Annotated in this window: 13 protein-coding genes; 9 read left to right on the top strand and 4 right to left on the bottom strand. The window is 48.7% G+C overall.

The genetic code is table 11. The features are described 5' to 3' along the window. From PRUB_RS17620 to PRUB_RS17610, 3 genes are read left to right on the top strand one after another with little or no spacing between them, the layout of a single operon-like run. Positions 1-819, top strand: a complete 819-nt coding sequence (locus PRUB_RS17620) for an MBL fold metallo-hydrolase (protein WP_010384953.1) — start codon at positions 1-3, stop codon at positions 817-819. After that, positions 816-3,044 carry a CHASE2 domain-containing protein gene (locus tag PRUB_RS17615; RefSeq protein ID WP_010384952.1) on the top strand — a complete coding sequence of 743 codons (2,229 nt, stop codon included), beginning with the start codon at positions 816-818 and terminating at the stop codon, positions 3,042-3,044. Before PRUB_RS17620 ends, PRUB_RS17615 begins: the two co-directional genes overlap by 4 nt. Before the next feature lie 10 nt (positions 3,045-3,054). Further along, a complete protein-coding gene (locus tag PRUB_RS17610; RefSeq protein ID WP_010384951.1) occupies positions 3,055-4,713 on the top strand; it encodes an HD domain-containing phosphohydrolase in 1,659 nt (552 codons plus the stop codon). A 1,510-nt stretch (positions 4,714-6,223) separates the two neighbouring features. On the opposite strand, the gene PRUB_RS17605 is transcribed toward PRUB_RS17610, so the two are convergent. The 4 genes from PRUB_RS17605 to PRUB_RS17590 form a co-directional block, all read right to left on the bottom strand. Beyond that, a complete protein-coding gene (locus PRUB_RS17605) occupies positions 6,224-8,416 on the bottom strand; it encodes a winged helix-turn-helix domain-containing protein (protein ID WP_010384949.1) in 2,193 nt (730 codons plus the stop codon). A gap of 382 nt (positions 8,417-8,798) precedes the next feature. Then, complete coding sequence (locus PRUB_RS17600; RefSeq protein WP_010384947.1) at positions 8,799-9,989, bottom strand: hypothetical protein; 1,191 nt, start codon at positions 9,987-9,989, stop codon at positions 8,799-8,801. Positions 9,990-10,078: 89 nt separating this feature from the next. Continuing rightward, entirely contained in the window at positions 10,079-11,119 is a 1,041-nt protein-coding gene (gene rsgA, locus PRUB_RS17595) for a ribosome small subunit-dependent GTPase A (protein ID WP_010384946.1), read from the bottom strand. Positions 11,120-11,380: 261 nt separating this feature from the next. Beyond that, a complete protein-coding gene (locus tag PRUB_RS17590) occupies positions 11,381-12,280 on the bottom strand; it encodes a response regulator (RefSeq protein ID WP_010384945.1) in 900 nt (299 codons plus the stop codon). A gap of 69 nt (positions 12,281-12,349) precedes the next feature. Here PRUB_RS17590 and PRUB_RS17585 point away from each other — a divergent pair, with 69 nt between their 5' ends. From PRUB_RS17585 to PRUB_RS17560, 6 genes are all read left to right on the top strand, one after another. Continuing rightward, positions 12,350-13,150, top strand: a complete 801-nt coding sequence (locus PRUB_RS17585; RefSeq protein WP_162144640.1) for a chromosome partitioning protein ParA — start codon at positions 12,350-12,352, stop codon at positions 13,148-13,150. Positions 13,151-13,234: 84 nt separating this feature from the next. Beyond that, on the top strand, positions 13,235-17,167 hold the full coding sequence (locus PRUB_RS17580) for a two-component regulator propeller domain-containing protein (protein WP_162144641.1): 3,933 nt from the start codon (positions 13,235-13,237) through the stop codon (positions 17,165-17,167). A gap of 54 nt (positions 17,168-17,221) precedes the next feature. Then, on the top strand, positions 17,222-17,542 hold the full coding sequence (locus PRUB_RS17575) for a hypothetical protein (protein WP_242065256.1): 321 nt from the start codon (positions 17,222-17,224) through the stop codon (positions 17,540-17,542). A 323-nt stretch (positions 17,543-17,865) separates the two neighbouring features. Continuing rightward, entirely contained in the window at positions 17,866-18,558 is a 693-nt protein-coding gene (locus PRUB_RS17570) for an AzlC family ABC transporter permease (RefSeq protein WP_010384941.1), read from the top strand. Positions 18,559-18,568: 10 nt separating this feature from the next. After that, complete coding sequence (locus PRUB_RS17565; protein ID WP_010384940.1) at positions 18,569-18,880, top strand: AzlD domain-containing protein; 312 nt, start codon at positions 18,569-18,571, stop codon at positions 18,878-18,880. Positions 18,881-19,045: 165 nt separating this feature from the next. Then, complete coding sequence (locus PRUB_RS17560; RefSeq protein WP_010384939.1) at positions 19,046-19,366, top strand: hypothetical protein; 321 nt, start codon at positions 19,046-19,048, stop codon at positions 19,364-19,366. Positions 19,367-19,752: the final 386 nt, after the last annotated feature.

Below are 19,752 nucleotides of genomic sequence, written 5' to 3'. Positions count from 1 at the left end.
ATGAAAATAAAGTTTTATGGTGTGCGGGGATCCACCCCCACACCGGGGCCTACAACCGTGCACTATGGCGGTAACACTGTGTGTGTAACCCTTGAAAGCGATGCTGGTAAGCGTATGATCCTGGACGCGGGGACCGGACTCAGGATCCTGGGTCAGGAGGTGATGCATACCCGTCAGCCCTTTTACATCTTACTGAGCCACAACCACTGGGATCATATTCAGGGCTTTCCGTTTTTCATTCCCGCGTACATTGCCAAACGCCAGATCACCATTGTACCGGGAGTCACAGAAGAGCATGCCCCTGATGCCATTTTAAAGCAAATGCAGGGAAGCTATTTTCCTGTACCACACAACACCTTAGCTGCTGATATTCAGGTGACTCCACAAGTACAGGATCAGTGGCAATATGAGGACTTCGACATTCGCCGCTGTGCAATGAACCATCCAGGTGGTGGCAGTGCCTATCGTATTGCGGCTGACGGTATCGACGTGGTGTACGCCACAGACAATGAACTAAACCCGCCAGGTCTCCCCGTTACGTCATTTCAACAGTGGGTTGATTTTGTTAAGGACGCAGACTACCTGATCCATGACGGCCAGTTTGTACCAGATGATTACCCGCTCAAACACGGCTGGGGGCACTCACTGATCAAAGATGCGCTGCTCCTGGCTGAACAAGGGGCCGTAAAGCACCTTGTTCTGATCAGCCATGATCCGGACCGCAGCGATGCAGCACTGGATCAGATAGCCGCTGACATTCAGCGCCAGAACCGGCCTTTTAAAACCATTCTGGCTCGCGAGGGACTAACACTGCCATGAGCCTTCCGCGATTATGGCGTAAATACTATCAGCAATGGCTATGTGGCCTGTTTCTTATCGTCCTGTTTATCGCCTTGCAATTGCTCACATTATCCCCCGCCTCGCCCTATGGCGATGCCTTAAAACGCCTTGAAGGTCTGGGCTACGACCTGCGTTTGAAATCGACTTTGTCTTTGCAGTCGCGTTCCTTTTTACCCATTGTGATTGTCGATATCGATGAACCCAGTCTCAAACAAGTTGGTCGCTTCCCGTGGAGCCGCCATGTGATGGCACGTTTACAATCTCAGCTGGCTGATGCGGGCGTAGCCGTCATTGCCTACGACATCTTATTTTCAGAACCGGAACTGAACCCGGCCCGGCAAGTGCTCAGTCATCTTGATACGCAAACCTCAGCCGATGTCTCCCACACGTTACACGCTCTGGCCCCAACCATAGATGCCGACAAAGCATTTGCCAGCCGCTTACAGGAAACCGACACTGTACTTGGCCTGCTGTTCGAACATCAGCCTGACATTCTCGTGGGTACATTACCAGAGACCATTTTTTTCAGCACCGTACCTGCTACCGCGTTGCCCGTTCCGGCTTTTGCCGGACACGTTGCCAATGTCTCGGAGTTGCAACAAAATAGCCCGGGCAGTGGCTTTATTAACAGCGCGCCTGACAGCGATGGCTTTATTCGTAACTCGATGCTGCTGGCCAAGCATCAGGGACAACTTTATCCTGCATTAGCACTGGAAGCAGCACGGCTCTATACCATGGCAGAGCAAGTCGAAGTAGTCACGAAACCCTTTGGTACCGGGCACAGCGTTGAGGGAATACGGCTGGGTACAGCGCTTATTCCAACGGATGATTATGGCCGGGTCAATGTCCCTTACCGGGGCCCCGCCTTCAGTTTTCCGTATGTCTCCGCAGCCGATGTCCTGAACGGCCAAATAGACCCGGAGCTGTTTGATCAGGCCATCATCTTTGTTGGTACATCCGCGGTTGGTCATGCCGATCTGAGAACGACGCCTGTAGGTGTCCAATATCCCGGTGTTGAAGTCCACGCTAACGTCCTGGAGGGCTTGGTTTTTCCAGAGTTATTGCCGAGCAGACCCAACTGGATGGATGGAGCGGTGATCATGCTATTGCTGTTACTGGGCCTCCTGTGCGTATTTATTTTGCCACGCCTCGAGGTATTGGGCATTGCAATCTTTACCCTCTGTGTGAGCGGATTGTTTATCACACTGAGTGCTTATTTATGGGTCAAGCTCAGGCTGGACTTACCGCAAGTTGCGGTACTGGCCATGTTAATTAGCCAGGCCATGATCCTGGGTAGCCTGGGGTTTGTCAGAGAGCACAAAGAGCGTCTCCAGATAAAATCGATTTTCGATCAATATGTTCCGCCAGCCCATATTCAGGCGATGTTAGACAACCCGGATAGCGTGTCTATGGAGGGAGAAAAGCGCGACATCACGGTGTTATTTGCCGATATTCGCTCATTTACCACAATTTCGGAGTCCCTGGATGCGGGTCGGCTTAAGTCTTATCTCAATCAATATTTCTCACCCATTACACGGATAATCTTCGAACACCAGGGCACCATAGACAAATATGTGGGCGACATGGTGATGGCATTTTGGAACGCTCCCCTGCCAGTTCAGAAACACCCCGAGCTGGCAGTACGCTGTGCCATGGCGATGCAAGACCAGGTAGACGCACTGCAAGAACCCATGCGCCAGCAATCATTGCCACCGTTTAAAATTGGCATTGGGCTCAATACCGGTGATATGAATGTAGGAGACATGGGGTCTGAATATCGTCGCGCTTACACAGTACTCGGCGACGCCGTAAATTTGGGGTCGCGACTTGAAGGTCTGACGAAATACTATGGGGTGGGTATTCTCATCAATGAAACCACGCATGCGCTATGTCCAGGTCTGGTATGTCGCCCCATTGACAAGGTTAAGGTCAAAGGCAAAAACCAGGCTGTCACAGTCTATGAACCGATTTGCAGTCACGAGGCGTTAACCCCAGCCATACGCGAAGAGCTGGATGCCCATGAACAAGCCTGGTCGCTTTATTTATCACAACAATGGCAGCAGGCTCAGGCAGCTTTTACTAAACTTAAAGAGCGCTCACCAGAGCGAAAAATCTATTCGCTACTTAGTGAGCGGATCTCGGTCTTGCAGGCTAATCCGCCCGGTGAGCAGTGGGATGGCAGCTACACCCATACATCGAAATAGCAGGTGAGTTATGGAACAGCATATTCGAAACATCGCAAATAAGTTTGAGCAGGCAGGCTCACAGGTCGCGCTGCAACACCTGCTCAAATTGGCCATTGAGCTGGCATCGGAGCATGATACAAGTCGACTTTTGGAAAACATCCTGCTTTCAGCGATGGAACTCAGTGCAACCGATGGAGGCACCATTTATTCCGTCACAGAAGACATGCAGCTACAGTTTGCCACACTGATAAACGGGCCTTTGGACCTGCATATGGGCGGTACCTCTAATCAGCCAATCCCCTTTCCTCCGATCCCTATCTACCTGGACAATGGACAATGTAACGAAAGTGCCTTAGTCGCGCTGGCTGCGGCAAAGCGGGAAATGATCAAGATAGACGATGTATACGAATGTGAAGAATACGACCTGTCTGCTGCACGAGCGATGGATGCTAAAACGGGTTATCACACGCAGTCCGTACTCACCATTCCTTTACTGAATCATGAGCAAGAACTCAACGGGGTGCTGCAACTGATCAACCCACACAGTAAGGGCGAAATAGTCCCTTTTTCTAAACAACAAACCGACATGATATGTTCTATTGGCGCCCTGGCAGCTGTGGCACTGACTAACCGACAGCTTATTGATGGTATGGAGACTCTTTTTCAGGCCTTTACCCGCTTGATTGCAAAAGCCATTGACGAAAAATCGCCTTATACCGGGGGTCACTGCCGACGTGTGCCTGAGCTCACTATGATGATTGCCGAAGCGGTGCATGACGCCACATCAGGCCCTATGGCTGACTTCTCCATGACGGAAGCCGATCGGGCCGAACTATCATTAGCAGGCTGGTTGCATGATTGCGGGAAAATCGCCATTCCAGAATATGTTATGGATAAGGCCACCAAACTTGAATCAGTAAACGACAGAATCGCATTAGTCGATGCCAAAATAGAACTGGCAAAGCGCGACCTTGAACTCGACTATACGAAACGTATTTTTCGATTTGAACGCGATGGTGACCAAGCTCAGGTCAATCATCTTAGAGTTGAATTAGAGGAAAAACTCACCCAACTGGAGCAAGATCGCCAATTTTTGCGACATGCTAATATCGGTGGCGAATTTATGCGCGACGAAGACCAGCAACGCGTTCAACACATCGCCGAACAAACGTCCGTGCGGATCGGCTCAGATATACAACCCTTATTAACTGAAAACGAAGTCTATAATCTGAATATTGCACGCGGCACATTAACCGCCGAGGAGCGCAGGATCATCAATCGCCATATGGATATCACACTGGAAATGCTCGAAGCACTCCCCTTCCCAAAACATTTACGGCGTGTACCCGAATTTGCGGGCGGTCATCATGAAAAAATGGATGGCACGGGATACCCAAGGGGATTAACACGTGAGCAAATGTCGATCCCTGCCAGGATTATGGCCATTGCCGATATTTTTGAAGCACTCACTGCGGCAGATCGCCCCTACAAAGATGCGAAAAAGCTAAGCGAATGCTTGTTCATTATGGGAAAAATGAAACTAGGCGACCACATTGACCCAGACTTGTTTGATGTCTTTGTCGATTCGAAAGTTTATTTGAAATATGCACACCAGTTCCTCAAGCCTGAACAAATTGATGAAGTGACGCACGAGCAGATCCCAGGCTATGAGAAAAAACAGGGCTGAAAAACAAAGGTCAATATTGGTGGGTATTGACGACTAGCTGTGACGACTTGTTGTTTAACAGCCCCATATTTAATGGTGACATAATTATCGTTGTTATTATTTATTTTGGAATACGATTTTCCTTTTACAGCAAGCAACACCTGTTAATGCTTTTGATGAATCTAACCAGCGATACAGCGGCAGTAGGACCGCTGCATCGCCGGCAATCATTCCTTGATCCTCATCGACCTGTCCTTGTAACAATCCAGAGCACTGACAATGCGAGTGGCAGGTAGTCACTCTGTGCTTCCAACACTATTCCTGTTGCTCTCCCTGTGTTGGTCCGGATCTCTATATTATTGTTATTATTTCACCTGCTTGTTGCATAAGTCGCAACACATGCACTCAGAAAGACTACATAACAATCTGAGGTACATCCTGAGCTAACACCAAACTCTATCATTTCACTCCTTGAGAACTTGGCACTTACTTCTTCCTTTCCTTGCAAGAAGCGCATTGTCTGCATTTCACTTGCCTTCCTTGATAGTGCTGGTAAACCACACCAGGTTGCAGACTAAGTTACAACCTTTCATCAGTCCCTGTCCGGTTGTTGCTAACTCGGAGCAAACTATAAAAATTTATCTCAATTTTCTAAACAACTGTTACATCTCTTTTTTATAACCAAAAAAATAAGCCTTTATATCAAAGGCTTATTTAAAATCTTTTTTTGATTAGCTAATGTGATTACTTAATAGATTAGCTTATCTCTTTATCATGCGGCTTATTGCAATCCACAAAGTCACAAATCCAGATAGGCTTGATTGGCGTGTCTTTGCTTGCGTGCGCAGAAAATGACCCAACACTGGAGATAAGAAAAATGATGGTTATACAGATTAATTTTTTCACACTAATGATCCTTTTGTTTTTTTTGTAGAGCTACAAGAGGGCGATTATGAGGGTATTATCTCCCCAATCCTTCGGCCCTCTTTCAGGTATTATCTTAGTGGTCTATTTTGATTGCTGCAATAGAAGTCTCATTTAATTGCACAAACAATGAGCGGACTTTGTCTCCTTTATGGTCCACTGCCGTTGCAGGATAAAAAGCAAAAAAGCGGTCTTCAGAAGCGTGATGGGAGCCTGTCTGCCAATTCAGTTTATACAGATAGGTGCTACGAGCATCAAAGGATGCTTTTGTTTATTTGTAGGGCCACAAGACGGTGATGATTAAGGTGTTATCCCTCCAGCGCTTCGGCCCCTTTTCAGGTATTATCTCAGTGGTCTATTTTAATTGCGCCAATAGAAGTCTCATTGAATTGCACAGGCAATGAGCGGACTTTGTGTCCTTTATGGTCCACAGCCATTGCAGGATAAAAAGCAAAAAAGCGGTCTCAGAAGCGTGATGGGAGCCTGTCTGCCAATTCAGTTTATGCAGATAGGTGTTACGAGTATCATAGGATGCTTTTGTTTATTTGTGAGGGCGATGATTAGGATGTTACCCCTCCAGCTCTTCGGCCCTCGTTTAGGTCTTATCTTAGTGATCTATTTTAATTGCGCCAATGGACGTATCATTTAATTGCACAGACAACGAGAGAACTTTGTCCCCTTTTTGGTCCACAGCAATCGCAGGATAAAGGGCAAAAAAGCGGTCTTCAGAAGCGTGATGGGAGCCGGTCTGCCAATTCAGTTTATGCAAATAGGTGTTGCGAGCATCATATGCTGTCCAGATAACATGATCACCCCGGACGTACCAGCGGCAGATGTATCTATAGTCAATCGGATGATGTAGTGCCCTTGCAGGGCTGGTAAGATCAGGTAAATAAAAAAGCTGTGCATCAACGGGTTCAGCGACAATGTAGCCAGTCCCTGCAGGGCGAATAGAGCGATATCCAGATAAGAGTAGATTACTGACTTGAGTAGCAATGTTATAGCTTTGTATTTCCCACTCCCCAGCGACATGCACACCATAATAGATATTATTGCCATCAGCACTGAATGCAGCATCACTGCTGATCTCCATGGATGACGTAATATAGGCTACCTGGCTTTGCTCAAATGAATAAAACGCGAGCTTGGGCCCTTCCTTAAACAAAATCCCCCCAGCCTGATACGATACATCCAGCAATTCGACATTCTCCTCACTACTATAGTAAGGCTCCACCTCTCGGGTGCTCATTGCCATCCTGCCAATGGTTGTGACCTCATCTTTCAAATGCATCGTCCACCGATGTTCATCTGATTGCTCGTCATATAACATGGCAACAACCTGCGGGGCAGTGTTGATTATTTGATTAACTTCTAATTGTGAGGTGAGCTGGTGCTCTATATAGAGACGTTTCGCCCGGCTGAACTCTCTTTGTAGCAGTACAATATCGGTACCATTGTGGGTATCAAAGCGACGCAATAAAACATCATCGTCTTCAACCAATCTGACCTGCTCTCCTGTCAGGCTATCGATCTGGAAAAGCGCACCTTTGACCATAACCAGCAAAGAGGTCGTGCTTTTCCACTCGACACCGTACAAGGTGTGCTTGCTGCTGTGTATCAGAGTTTCTTCTTTTGTCGCTAAGTCAAACAACAACATGTGGAACTGGCCTTTGATCTTTTTTATCAATGCCAGCTTTTGTTTATCCGGTGACAAACTTACATCAAACAATATTTCACTTGCATCACTGGGAGCCAGCATACGCAAGTACTCACGTGTCTGCAGGTCAAGCGCGTAAAGCGTCATCTCGCTTTCTAAGTCTACCAACATAGGTAATAACAACTCTGAATCATCACGGCCACGAGAAGGGTCCCCGACTGCAACTACGCCTTCGATGAGGGTTATGCGACCGGACTCTGGCTCAGACAAGGTCAATGGCAACAACTGAATTGACGTTTTACCACCACTTAAGTCACTGTATATTAGAACTTTATCATTCTGAGCAAACTGTACATAAGAAGCATTATTAGCATGAAAAGTGAGCTGTCTGATTTTGCTGTTTTGCCTGTCAAGCAGGTATACCTGCCTGTCTTCATCAATAGACGTACGGCCAGAGAAGGCGACATATCGGCCGTCTAACGATACCGACAAGTCATATTTTTCACCATTGAAACCCGTCAACCGATCCAGCTCATTAACGTTTACCACCTGGCTATCTAACACATACTTCATAATGGTGTCATACTTAGTCCAACCGATCGTCGCAGAAAGAAATATAACCATTACTATCAGTAATTTATAAGTTAAACTCGATGATTCTTCTGACGTAGAGGGTTGGCCTTCAGCAGGATTTACAAGTGCTTCAGGCACGTCTCGGGGTGCATCCACGGGCTCACGGTCAGCCTTCTCAGCAGGCGGTTCTGCAACCTTCGTTTCTTTTAAAGGAGTGAGCGAGGGCTCTAGCGCATCAACAGGATCGATATCGCAAACTAACTTGTAACCGCGCTTTGATACTGATTTTACATATTGGGCATTCGCAATATCCGTGTCACCCAGGATCAATCTGAGCTTTTTAACGGCGCTGCGTACCGCCGTATCCGAAACCACGCGATCTGACCATACTTGCTGGTGCAATTCTTCTATGCTCACATATCTGTCTTTGTTTTCATACAGATATAGCAACAACGCCATGACCTTAGGTTCAATAGCAACCTCGTTGGCATCGCGATATAAAACCTGATCGCTCAGATCCAGAACAAATGCTCCGAGTTTTGTCAGTTTAATATCTATTAACGAAGACATGGCATCCAATCAAAGTGGTCAAAATTTCCAGTTCTTGATGGACGATTAGACAGCCGAATCCAGCGCACAGGTGCTACGCTCAGGCCCTCTCGGACACCTTAGGCAAGGTATTATTCCAATAAATGAGAGTATTCTAAATTTTCAAATCGTCACAAGACATTAGACTAACAGGGAAAAGAAATGAAGTTCAACTAAAACCTGACGATCTCATGGCAACCAAGGTTAAAACTTATTACAAATATGACTAATCATTTCAATTTTCGCAATTCAATACACGAAAGACCATTTACTCGCATAAATGATTCACACTTGTGCCTCTTCCATGATCTCACCACTTTGTTTTCAATAGACCTGTTTTCATTCACTTAAATGCGGATGTGGCTCACTGGCCACATACATTTGCGTAGATATGGATCGCGTCGCTCCTGGCAAAGCTGATTGCTACCTTGTCTTGAGAGATAAACGCAGCAGAGGTGGGTGCCTGGGCGCCACCTACATCAAGTTGTGACAAGTACTGCCAATGGGTATCTCTTTTGCGTCTAAAAATATGAACCTGATCCGCAGACTCCGACAACGCCAGCATACATTGCCCTGCTGGGCCAAAAGCCAAACGTGACACAGCGGCCAGCTTTTGGGTATCTGACACCGTCAGCTCCGTCGGGGATATATAATTACCCTGCGGATCCGGGGAATAGATAAATACACTGTGCTTATCCGCCACAAACAAACGTTCGGTCCCTGGCAAAAAGGTCACAAATACCGGCTCGATTAACGCTTTTTGCTGCCCGACGGGCAAGGTTTGTTGCAACTTAAGCGGCTGTGTATCTGAGACCTCAAACAGCGCAATTTGATTTGCCTGCATGCCCGCCACAGCAACTTTCAGGCCGCTATCAGCTTGCGCGACCGACACTGCGCCACGCAGCGCATTAACCTGGTCAGCCCGAATTATCTGATGTGTGCTCAGCTGCCCCTGTGTGGAAGTCAGTCGTACCAATGCCTGAGACATATTGGCTGCCACATAACTGGTGCCAGCGGCATTACCAACAATGGCATATGGCCCCAACAGAGCCAGCTTATCCTCTTGTGTTGAAATGGGCTTACCCTGTTTAAACACGCGCTGGATATCAATTCGGTCAGATAAAGCAGACTGCAAAATCAATGTATCATTGCGATCCAGCTGAAACTGAGCAACCGCGCCACTGTAAAAGCTAACAACCTGAATAGCCCTGTCGGCCCCCGAAAACGTCATATCCGATGCACCGGTAAGCATACCGCGAGCGCGCTCACCTGAGATCATATCCAGCATAGTCAAAGCGTTATCATCGGCAACACGATATGCAGTCAATGCATCATCATCCGCACTGACGGCATACAACACCCTGCCGGTGTCATCAAATAACAGTCGCCGAACATTATCCAGCCCATCGATACCATTTTGGTTATCTACATAACGATGCAGCAAAGCAGCGCCTTCAGCCGGCTCATCAGACGTTGCGCATCCGGCTATCATGCCGCTCATACCAAATGCGACAAAAAGTCCCGCAACACAGCGCTTTAGTTTTCTATTTGCCATTGACATAGTACTCCTTTGGGATAGGTCTTTAAGTGGCTGTATTAATTAAAAACGTCAGGCTATGCGCTGGGCATGGCCTGACACACGTACTAAGACGCTTTAAATCGCTCCCTGTCTTTCACTATTTGCCTAACCAGTTTGCCAAACGACTTCTCTTTGGCACGTCTTTGCGCCATGGTGGATGTATTAAAGGCATTCTCTCGGTTCAACTTAAGGTAATTATTCAACCGCCTCTGACTCAGCGCGCCAGATTCAACTGCGCGATGTACCGCACACCCGGGTTCCTGATCGTGTTGGCAGTCACTAAACCGACATTGCTCACTAAGCTGTTCTATATCAGCGAACGCCGAACTGATCCCCGCGTCGCAACCACCCAGTTGCAATTCCCGCATCCCCGGCGTATCGAGCAACAAACCACCCGATGGCAAGGCAACCAACTCCCGGTGCGTGGTTGTGTGCCGCCCTTTTCCGTCGTCCTCACGGATCCTGCCAGTTTGCTGATGCTGTGCCTTCATCAGCGTATTTGTCAACGTTGACTTGCCGACGCCCGATGACCCCAGCAATACCACCGTCTGACCTTTGGTAAGCCAGGGAGACAAACGTTCAGCACAGTCGGACGCTTGCGTGTTTAGCGCCAGCACATCCAGGCTGGCGTCAAGCTCACGCACCAAGGTGAGCGCCTGATCCGTATGATCAACCTGATCGGCCTTAGTCAGCAAAATGACGGCTTGTACGCTCGCACTGTGCACCAGTGCCAGGTACCGCTCCAGTCGGTTAAGATTAAAATCTTCGTTCAGTGAACACAAAATAAAGGCAGTATCGACATTTGCCGAGATTAACTGCCACGCCCTCTGTGTCCCTGGCGCCTTACGTCTGAAACAACTTTGCCGTTCCAGCAAGCGGATATATCGTTGCTGATTGTCCAGCAGTATCCAGTCGCCAACGGCGAGTGTATCCATGGCAGGTGTTAATGACAAGACAAAGAACCCAGTGTCGCTTTGCACTGAAATACAGCTTCGGTGTACTGAGACTACACGCACAGGGCTGGCATTACTCCACTCTTCCAGTGTGAGCTGTTGTTGAAAAAAGGGTGTCCAGCCTAAGCTAGCGAGTATCTGAAAATTGGTCATGACGACCCCTTAACAATGATGTTAATACTTGAGAAAGGGGCTGCGCGCCCCGGTAGATACCGGGCGAAAAGAAGTGCTGGCTAGATTAAATTTAGTTAAACCAATTTGCTTTATTAAGTGAAATTGGTATCAGTTGAGGCCAGTCTGCCCGGTCGGTTTGGTTACTATCATCATTATCCTCCTGGGTGTTTTTCCGTCAATTACGACTATATCGGATCGACGCACAGAGTCAATGTATCGGTGAAGGGTGTTGAAAGGGCATCACACCCCAACAATCAACATCTTACCTTGTGCCATTCCCTCTCGCTCACAACTTAAATCAATTCGACTGTCGAGTGGATACTGATACAAGCGCTCCAGTTTGGGGTGGGTTTTAGTTAGGAAAGAGCAACTTCTGACAAACAGACTCATTTTGCTTTGTTTATCGACGAATGCATACGCCGTTTTGGCCAACGCCTCTTTGCAGGCAGCCATAATTTGTGGATTCACCTGATTTAAATGAATGGCTTTGTGGGCTTCTTCTTGTGGGATCACTTGCAAGCTGCTGGCTAACACACACGCCGCATAAATATCTAACACCCCAATCACCCGCGGTTTCTGACTGCCCCGCTCAGCATAGACCACCATCATACAAGGCACTTTGCTTTCATCCAGTTGCTGAGCTTTGATGGGTTTTAACACAAGTGAGTTACTGATGTTTTTTTGCATCAGCCGCTCAAGTAAATCGGTTTTCGGCAAAGCCAGCTCCTCTCTGAGTGGCACCGCTTCATCCTCAACAATCACTTCATTGGCTTCCTGCTCCAGCACCAGAGGCATAATGGCGCTACGCAGAGCATCATCACTGAAAGGTTTAGACAGGAAAAAAGCACAGCCCAACGAGGTCGCATAGTCAATCTGTGCCGTATCATCGACCGTGGAGATCATCGCCACGGGGAGATCAGGGTGACTGACACGCACCAACTCCAGCAACTCTATGCCGGTTTTATCCGGCATGTGCCAGTCGGTCAAAATGATTTGGGGCTGCCAGCTGGTTATCTGTGCCAACGCATCATCAACGCGACTGGCACACTGCAAAAGCAGCTTGCGGTACTCAAACTGTTGCAAGGCCCGGCGGATGATCTCACAGGTCGCATGGCTGTCGTCAACGATCAGAACTTTCACTCTTTACCCTAACGCAATTATTCTTCTTCAGTATAGGCAGAATTTTGAACGAAAACTAAACTTATCTTATTGATAAACAAAAGCGGCGTATCTCAGCTCATGGTTCCTCTCGAAGTTTACCAATACGTAGCACTGAATGTGGGGCTTTTGATCCTGGCGGCCTGGTTCTATATTTTGTTGTTGATTTTAAGAGAGTTTCGTCATTTTGCCGGGACTTTTTTGAACCACAAGCAGGGGGCTCCAGCCAATGATGAACTACTTGCACAGTGCCGTGAAGCCGTGGCCCGTGCCAGCCAGTTTTCTCAGCAGCATAGCCAGACTATCTCTGAACTTTTGCAAGTGCAAATGACGCTGGAAAATCAGTTGTCACAGATCCGCGCATCCACCGCTGATCACATCACCAAAGAAGAGCAAGGCTCCATCAATGAGTTAAATAAAAAGCTGATCCGCTCTCATAAGCTCATTAAACGCCTCAAAGGCGAGCTCGACAACAGTGACAAAAAGCTCCAGCACGTCAGCTCCAAACTGGAGCATCAGTTCCAGTCTACTGATACCTTGCGCCAGGCCAATACGCAATTACAAGAAGAGCTGGAACAACTGAAGCAAACCAAGGCCAGTACCTCCGCCAATACCATGAGCGATCAGCAAACTCAGACATTGCTCAACCAGTACAAACGTCAGATCGAGGAGCAGAATCAGTTGATAGATCAACTCTCCGTAGAACACGAAGGGGACGGCAGCAGTGCAGAAGTGGCCGCCCTGAAAACCGAGCTTGAACAAACCCGGCAAAAACTGAAACACCTGAGTAAAGAGAAAAATTTTGTGGAAAGTCGTTACCTTGAAGCCATTAAGCAGGCTAAGCCAGAATAACGACTCTCCAGTCATGGTAGGTCATCTATACTGGTTATGGATGTATTGGTATCACCTCAACACACTGATACCGGAGGGTTGGCAGTGACAACATTAAGGCGTGTATGGCATGCAATTCTGATTACTTTATTGTCATGTACTTACCTGATTTCCAATCTGAGTTGGGCCACTGCTCCAGTCTCTCAGACGAACATAGCGCAGACGCAAACAACCAGGGTAAACACACCGTTTTTCAACACCGGTGAACTGATTTTTCAGACCATAGGTGACAACGAGCAAATCCCCAAAGGGGTGGTCACCGCGCTGGCTCAGGACCGGGATGGATTTATCTGGATCGGCACCCAATTTGGCCTGATCCGTCACGATGGCTACCGGTTTGTGCCTTTTCAGCATGATCCACGAGACCAGATGAGTCTGTCTGGCAATTTTGTACGTACATTATGGACCGCCCAGGACGGGCGGATCTGGGTCGGCACCTTCTCTGATGGCGTGTCTGTCTATGATCCCAAAAGTGGCCAGTTCAGCCGCTTCATACATCACCGCTCAGCAACAGATAGTCTGCCTCACAACACAGTGCGTTCACTGACAGGCGACAATCAGGGTAATCTGTATGTTGCCACAGACAGCGGGCTGGCGCATATCCAGGCACAAACAGGTCAGGTAACGCGGCTGCATGTTGAGGGCTGTGATATACCACTGCAGCAACCCAGGCTCCGCTCCGTCTTGCTGACAGACACAGATACCTTATGGCTGGGCAGCAAAAGTGGTTTGTGCCGCATCACCTTACCTGCTTTGCGGGCAACGCAGAATGTAAACTGGAAGCAGCCATTGACTGGCAAAACCCTGCCAGCCTTTAACCATCAGAACGTATTTCGACTGTTCCAGGCGACTGATCGATCCATCTGGATTGGCACCACAGATCATGGCGCGGCGTTTTTCGTGCCCGGCTCTGATCAGGTCAAGCGGATCACGCATCGCCCGGATGATCCCTCCAGTCTCAGTTATCACTGGGTCAACGGCATTGCACAACCCAATGACCAGGAGATCTGGTTAGGCACGTCCGGTGGCGGCATCACCGTGGTGGATGCCACAACCGGCGCGGTAAAGCGTCATATTCGTCATGATCCCCTGAACCCCTACAGCATTAACCTTGACTCTATGGGCGCCCTGCTCGTTGATGCGTCCGGACTTATCTGGGCAGGCACCTGGGGCAATGGACTCAATCGCCACAATCCCCACAATGGCGCGTTCAGAACCTTTGTTCGACGACTCAACTACCCAAATTCGCTAAGCCATGTCGATGTGCGCAGCTTTGCCGAGCTCAGTAACGGCATGATATGGGTTGGCAATGCGCAAACGGGGATCGACATCATAGATCCGCAGATCGGCGTGGTGGCCGGCCACCGCCCCGATCCATCGGATCCAACCAAACTCGCCGATGGCTATGCCCGGACGATCCGCCAAACCTTTGATGGCAATATCTGGGTCGGCTCGGCAAACACCGGGTTATACCATTTTGATCCTGATACCCAACATTTCACGCGCTTCAGCAAAGCCGATGGCCTGCCCGGCTACCAGGTTGTCACCTTGCAGGAAACTCCTGGCGGCCAATTGTGGGTCGGCACCGGCGAAGGACTGGCCCTTATGGACATTAATACGCGCCAGATCCAGACTTTAAATCACTTCACTGATCACACCATTTTGCCCGGAAAATCAGTGCTGAGTATGACCTACGCGGCACCCAATTACCTGTGGGTAGGGACCCGTAATGGCTTGTTTGTGCTCGACTTAGCCGCACACAGTGTCACGGAGATCAGTGCCCAGGCTGGTACCACTGAGACCTTGTCTGACAATTATATCAATAGCCTGCTAATTGATAGTCAGGGACACCTGCTGGTCGCCACGCCCCATGGCCTCGACAAGCTGGTCCACTTTGACGGCCACCACGCCCAGTTCGAATCGCTGGATCAATTAGTGGGCAGACCAACCGGCACTGCAGGTAACCTGCTGGAAGATGATCAGGGACGTCTCTGGAACGGCTATGGCTGGATAGACCCCGTGAATCGCCGCTTTGCAGACTTAAGCGTCGCCGATGACTGGGATACCGGCACCATGTGGACAGGCTCCTACATTAAGCTGCGTAATGGCACTTTACTGTTTGGCGGTACGAAAGGGATCCTCTTGTTACGCCCTGAGCTGTGGACCCCCTGGGACTATCATCCTCCCCTTGTGATCAGTGAACTGGCGGTCAACAATCACCCCGTAACCAACACAAACCAACTGACCCTGCAACCCAATACCCGCAGCTTTTCCGTTGAGTTTGCGGCACTGGACTATACGGCACCACACAGCAATCTCTATGCCTACCAGCTCATAGGCTATGATGACGACTGGATCCAGGTGGATGCCAACAAACGCCATATCAGCTATTCCCAGTTGCCCCCTGGCGACTACCAGCTCAGGATTAAGGGCAGCAACCGCAAAGGACAATGGAGTCAGCACCAGCTCACTCTGGCTATTACTCAGTTACCGGCCTGGTATGAGACCTGGTGGTTTCGCCTAGGGCTGCTGTTGCTGATCACCACTTTGTTATACCGGGCGTATCTGTGGCGGATAAAAGAACTTAAGCAGCAACAAGTTGTGCTGGATAACCTGGTTCAGTCGCGCACTGAAAATATCACCATGCTGGGCACCATAGGCAAAGACATCACCTCCACATTAGATCTCTCGTCGGTGCTGGAACGTGTCTATAAACACGTGAATGAGTTGATGGGCGCAGACGTCTTTGTAGTCGGCATTCTGGACACCGAAAATCAGCGCATATCCTGTCGTCTGGCGATTGAAAAAGGGCAACAGCTACCCGAATTTGAATATGCTTTGTCCGACACCCAGCGCCCCGCTGTCTGGTGCGTCACCCACCAAAAAGAGCTCAGGGTCAATCAGATCAGTGAGCTGACGCAGTTTGTTAACTACATTGCTGCGCCTGTCAGCGGTGCCGAGAGTGAGTCGCTGGTATACCTGCCTCTGATTATTGATACCCGGACCATTGGCTGCCTGACCGTGCAGAGCTTTAAGCCACATGCTTTCAGCGATAACGATGTGCAAATGTTGCGCACAATCGCCAACTACACCGCCATTGCCCTGGCAAACGCAGACGCTGTGGCCCAGCTTGAGAGCACCTTCAACCAGTTACAAACGGCCCACGAAGACCTCAAAGTCACTCAGCAACAACTGGTACAACAGGAAAAAATGGCGGGACTGGGCCGCCTGGTATCCGGCGTTGCCCATGAAATTAATACGCCGCTTGGGATTGGCATTACGGCTGGCTCTTATGCCAGTAAAGCACTGGCAGAATGCGAGCAAAAACTGGCTGACGCGCGACTCAGCAAAGACAATCTGGAGCAGTTTCTTGCCACACTGAAAGAAAGTCTGCAATTGCTGGAATCGAACCTGAATCGTGCAGCGCAGCTGGTGAAAAACTTCAAGCAAGTGGCTGTTGACCAGTCCATAGAAGAGCTCAGTACCATCAACCTGCCGGATTATCTCAACGATGTGCTGACCAGTTTACACCCCAAATGGAAGCATACCCAGGTCACAGTAACAACCGACTTTCCGGCAGAGGCCCGCTTGTCTACTTACCCGGGTGCCATTGCCCAGATCCTCACAAATCTGGTCGACAATGCCATTAAACATGGATTCGATGATGGAAAACAACCCGGTACTCTCTGCATTGCGGTTAACCCCCAATCGCAGCAGCTCATCTGGACGGTATCTGATGATGGCGTCGGCATGAGCGAAGAAACGCGGGATAAAGTCTTTGAACCATTTTACACCACCCGACGCAGCAGCGGTGGGACTGGACTAGGGATGCACATTGTCTTTAATATTGTGACTCAAAAACTCAAAGGCACCATAGAATGCCAAAGTGAGGCCGGACAGGGTTGCCGTTATACCATAGTGCTCCCGAGCACCAGTGGTACCGCACAATTAGATCATCAAAACCGGCTGAACGACTAAGTTTCATACTGAAAAGGGATAACAGACCCCTTTAATAACCTCAAGGAGCAAGCTTTGAATATCAAACTAATGTTAGCATTTTCTCTGTTATTGCCACTGGCACCGTCGGCGCTGGCAGCTAAAGGAGTAGGAACCGTTGAGCGTATCTACCCTACTGATACAAGAGTCAACTTTCGACTGAAAGGAGATGAATGTAAAAAAGACGCGAACAATGGAAATACCTATTGGTACTATGAACTGTCCGATGGTGCCGCGGACATGAATTCTGCCATGCTGCTGGCGGCAGCGGCTACAGGGACAGTCATCAAAATTGGTTACCCTTCCTGTGAACCAGATAAAAGCCAGAAGATACATTATTTGTATCAGGACTACTAACCTCTTTGGGCCAGACACTATTGCAGCTTGTTTGGCCCTACCAGCAGTCAGAAATACATCGACTCCCCTCCAATCGGTCGCTAAGTATACATTTCAAATTTAGCTTACCCTATACCTATAAAACCGCAGCTAAGAATGCCCGAATCAAAATAGTACAACATTGAAAACACTTCACTTTCTAAAATGGCTATTATTGCAGTGATGCACCAGTACAGGTACAGTATTCTGAAAACAGCACGACCCCTCAACCTCTGCGAAATAACGCCGCTCAGTTAAGTGCAACCTTCGCTTAGATTGATGGCACCATAAGCACGGAGCAAACGATGAATACACAACCAGTCAGATCCATTAAACTGGCCGCATTTTTTGACATTCTTCCTTTATCAATTGCCGTGATCCCCTGGGGCATTTTATGTGGTTCATTGGCCATTCAAGTCGGGCTGAGCCCGTTGCAATCACAACTGATGTCGCTGCTGGTCTTTGCTGGCGCAGCGCAACTGTCTGCGTTGACGCTGACAGGTGCCAGTGGGGGTATCGCGACCATTTTGGGCAGTACTGCTGTGATCAGCTCACGCCACTTGCTCTACTCTGCAACTTTTCGCAGTCATGCAATGGGCTTACCCTTACATCACAGAATGCTGATGGCCTTTTTGCTCACCGATGAAATGTTTGCTGTGACCGAGAATAAACGCAAGGAGCTCGGTTATTTCCCGTTAGATTATGCGCTGATCTCTGGTGCCACTTTCTATGTTATCTGGAACCTGTCCACACTGGCTGGCATTGTGGCTGGCACCAGTATTCCGGATCTCGAAAGCCTTGGACTCGAATTTGCCATTGCCGCCACCTTTATTGCCATGGTGGTGCCTGCCATAAAATCATCGCCAGTGCTCGTGGCGGTGCTGGTATCCGCCGGTTGTGCCGTGCTGTTTCACAAATTCGAGGTGCCTAACGGTTTGTTGCTGTCCGCGCTGATCGGCATGGTGGTCGGCTACCGTTTAGACAAAGAAACCAGCTAGGAGGCAAACCATGAGTTACGATCTGATCTTATTAATGGCGCTGATCACTTTCTTTATGCGCTACGCCTTTTTTATGGAAAAGCTGCCCGTCAAACTCGACCTGAGGGTACAACGGTTTTTAAGTTACACCGCGCCCTGTATTTTGACCGCGATGGCGGCACCAATAGTATTTGGCGAAGTGACATTCAATATGCATGATCTTACCAACCCCTTTTTGTTGGGAGGAATACTGGCCATTGTCTTAAGCTTGTTGGTGAAAAACACCCTGTTCGTTGTGTTAGCCAGCATGGGCGCGTTCTTTGCGTTGAAAGTCCTGCTCTGAGCATACTCAACAGCCAAAGTCACTCTAAATGACCTGAACAGCGCCTGTTCGCTCCTAGTCAGCTCAGTCACAACATCCTTTGTAACAAAAACTTTATTTTCAGATGTTGAATTAGCCTGATGCGTACCGAATAATGTTTGTTTTTAAAAAAGGACCATTTTAATTATGAAATTCACGACTATTCTCACATTATCTTTATTACTTCCGCTCGCGCCTGCTGCGCTGGCAGCCAAGGGCGCCGGACAGGTTGAACGTATCTACCCCAGTGGCAGCCGGGTATATTTTCGTCTCAAGGGCGATGAATGTAAGAAAGGTGCCAACTCAGGTAACACCTACTGGTACTATGAACTGTCAGAAGCGACCGCCAATGTGAATACCGCGATATTGCTGGCGGCGGCGAACACAGGTAAGTCACTTAGAGTTGGCTACCCTTCGTGTGATGCAACCAAAACCCAGAAAATAAACTACCTGTATCAGGACTTTTGATCTGCCTGGACACGCGATACCAGGATAAGCGCATGCGGTTTTCCTGGCATGACCCACTCGCCTCCTGATCACGCGTTTTGGGGCGTGGGGTGATCCATTAGACACTCACTAAACACTGGGCTCAATCCGGGCCCATTTTTTATTTAGCCTAACTTCCCAAAACAGAGAAAGCCGGGTTGGCTGCGCCTCGCCGCCCATTTCATATCCCCTGTACACTATCTACCTCGCCAATAATACTGGTGCATCATATCGTCACGCTTAAATAGCAAGATATGGCATACAATACCAACGCGCTACAGTAGCACCACAGGTAGCGCAGTTCGTTTGTCGCAAAAATGCAGCTCAAACTGTTAAAACGTCAAGAAAGATAGCAATAAGCAATATAA

Source organism: Pseudoalteromonas rubra, from assembly GCF_000238295.3.
In the GTDB taxonomy this organism is placed as follows: Bacteria; Pseudomonadota; Gammaproteobacteria; order Enterobacterales; family Alteromonadaceae; genus Pseudoalteromonas; species Pseudoalteromonas rubra.
Note: the sequence above shows the minus strand (reverse complement) of the source record. Positions and strands in the feature narration are given on the sequence as shown.

Coding starts and splice junctions, on each gene's coding strand:
- PRUB_RS17620 (WP_010384953.1), top strand. CDS start 1: ATGAAAATAAAGTTTTATGGTGTGCGGGGATCCACCCCCACACCGGGG.
- PRUB_RS17615 (WP_010384952.1), top strand. CDS start 816: ATGAGCCTTCCGCGATTATGGCGTAAATACTATCAGCAATGGCTATGT.
- PRUB_RS17610 (WP_010384951.1), top strand. CDS start 3,055: ATGGAACAGCATATTCGAAACATCGCAAATAAGTTTGAGCAGGCAGGC.
- PRUB_RS17605 (WP_010384949.1), bottom strand. CDS start 8,416: ATGTCTTCGTTAATAGATATTAAACTGACAAAACTCGGAGCATTTGTT.
- PRUB_RS17600 (WP_010384947.1), bottom strand. CDS start 9,989: ATGGCAAATAGAAAACTAAAGCGCTGTGTTGCGGGACTTTTTGTCGCA.
- rsgA (WP_010384946.1), bottom strand. CDS start 11,119: ATGACCAATTTTCAGATACTCGCTAGCTTAGGCTGGACACCCTTTTTT.
- PRUB_RS17570 (WP_010384941.1), top strand. CDS start 17,866: ATGAATACACAACCAGTCAGATCCATTAAACTGGCCGCATTTTTTGAC.
- PRUB_RS17565 (WP_010384940.1), top strand. CDS start 18,569: ATGAGTTACGATCTGATCTTATTAATGGCGCTGATCACTTTCTTTATG.
- PRUB_RS17560 (WP_010384939.1), top strand. CDS start 19,046: ATGAAATTCACGACTATTCTCACATTATCTTTATTACTTCCGCTCGCG.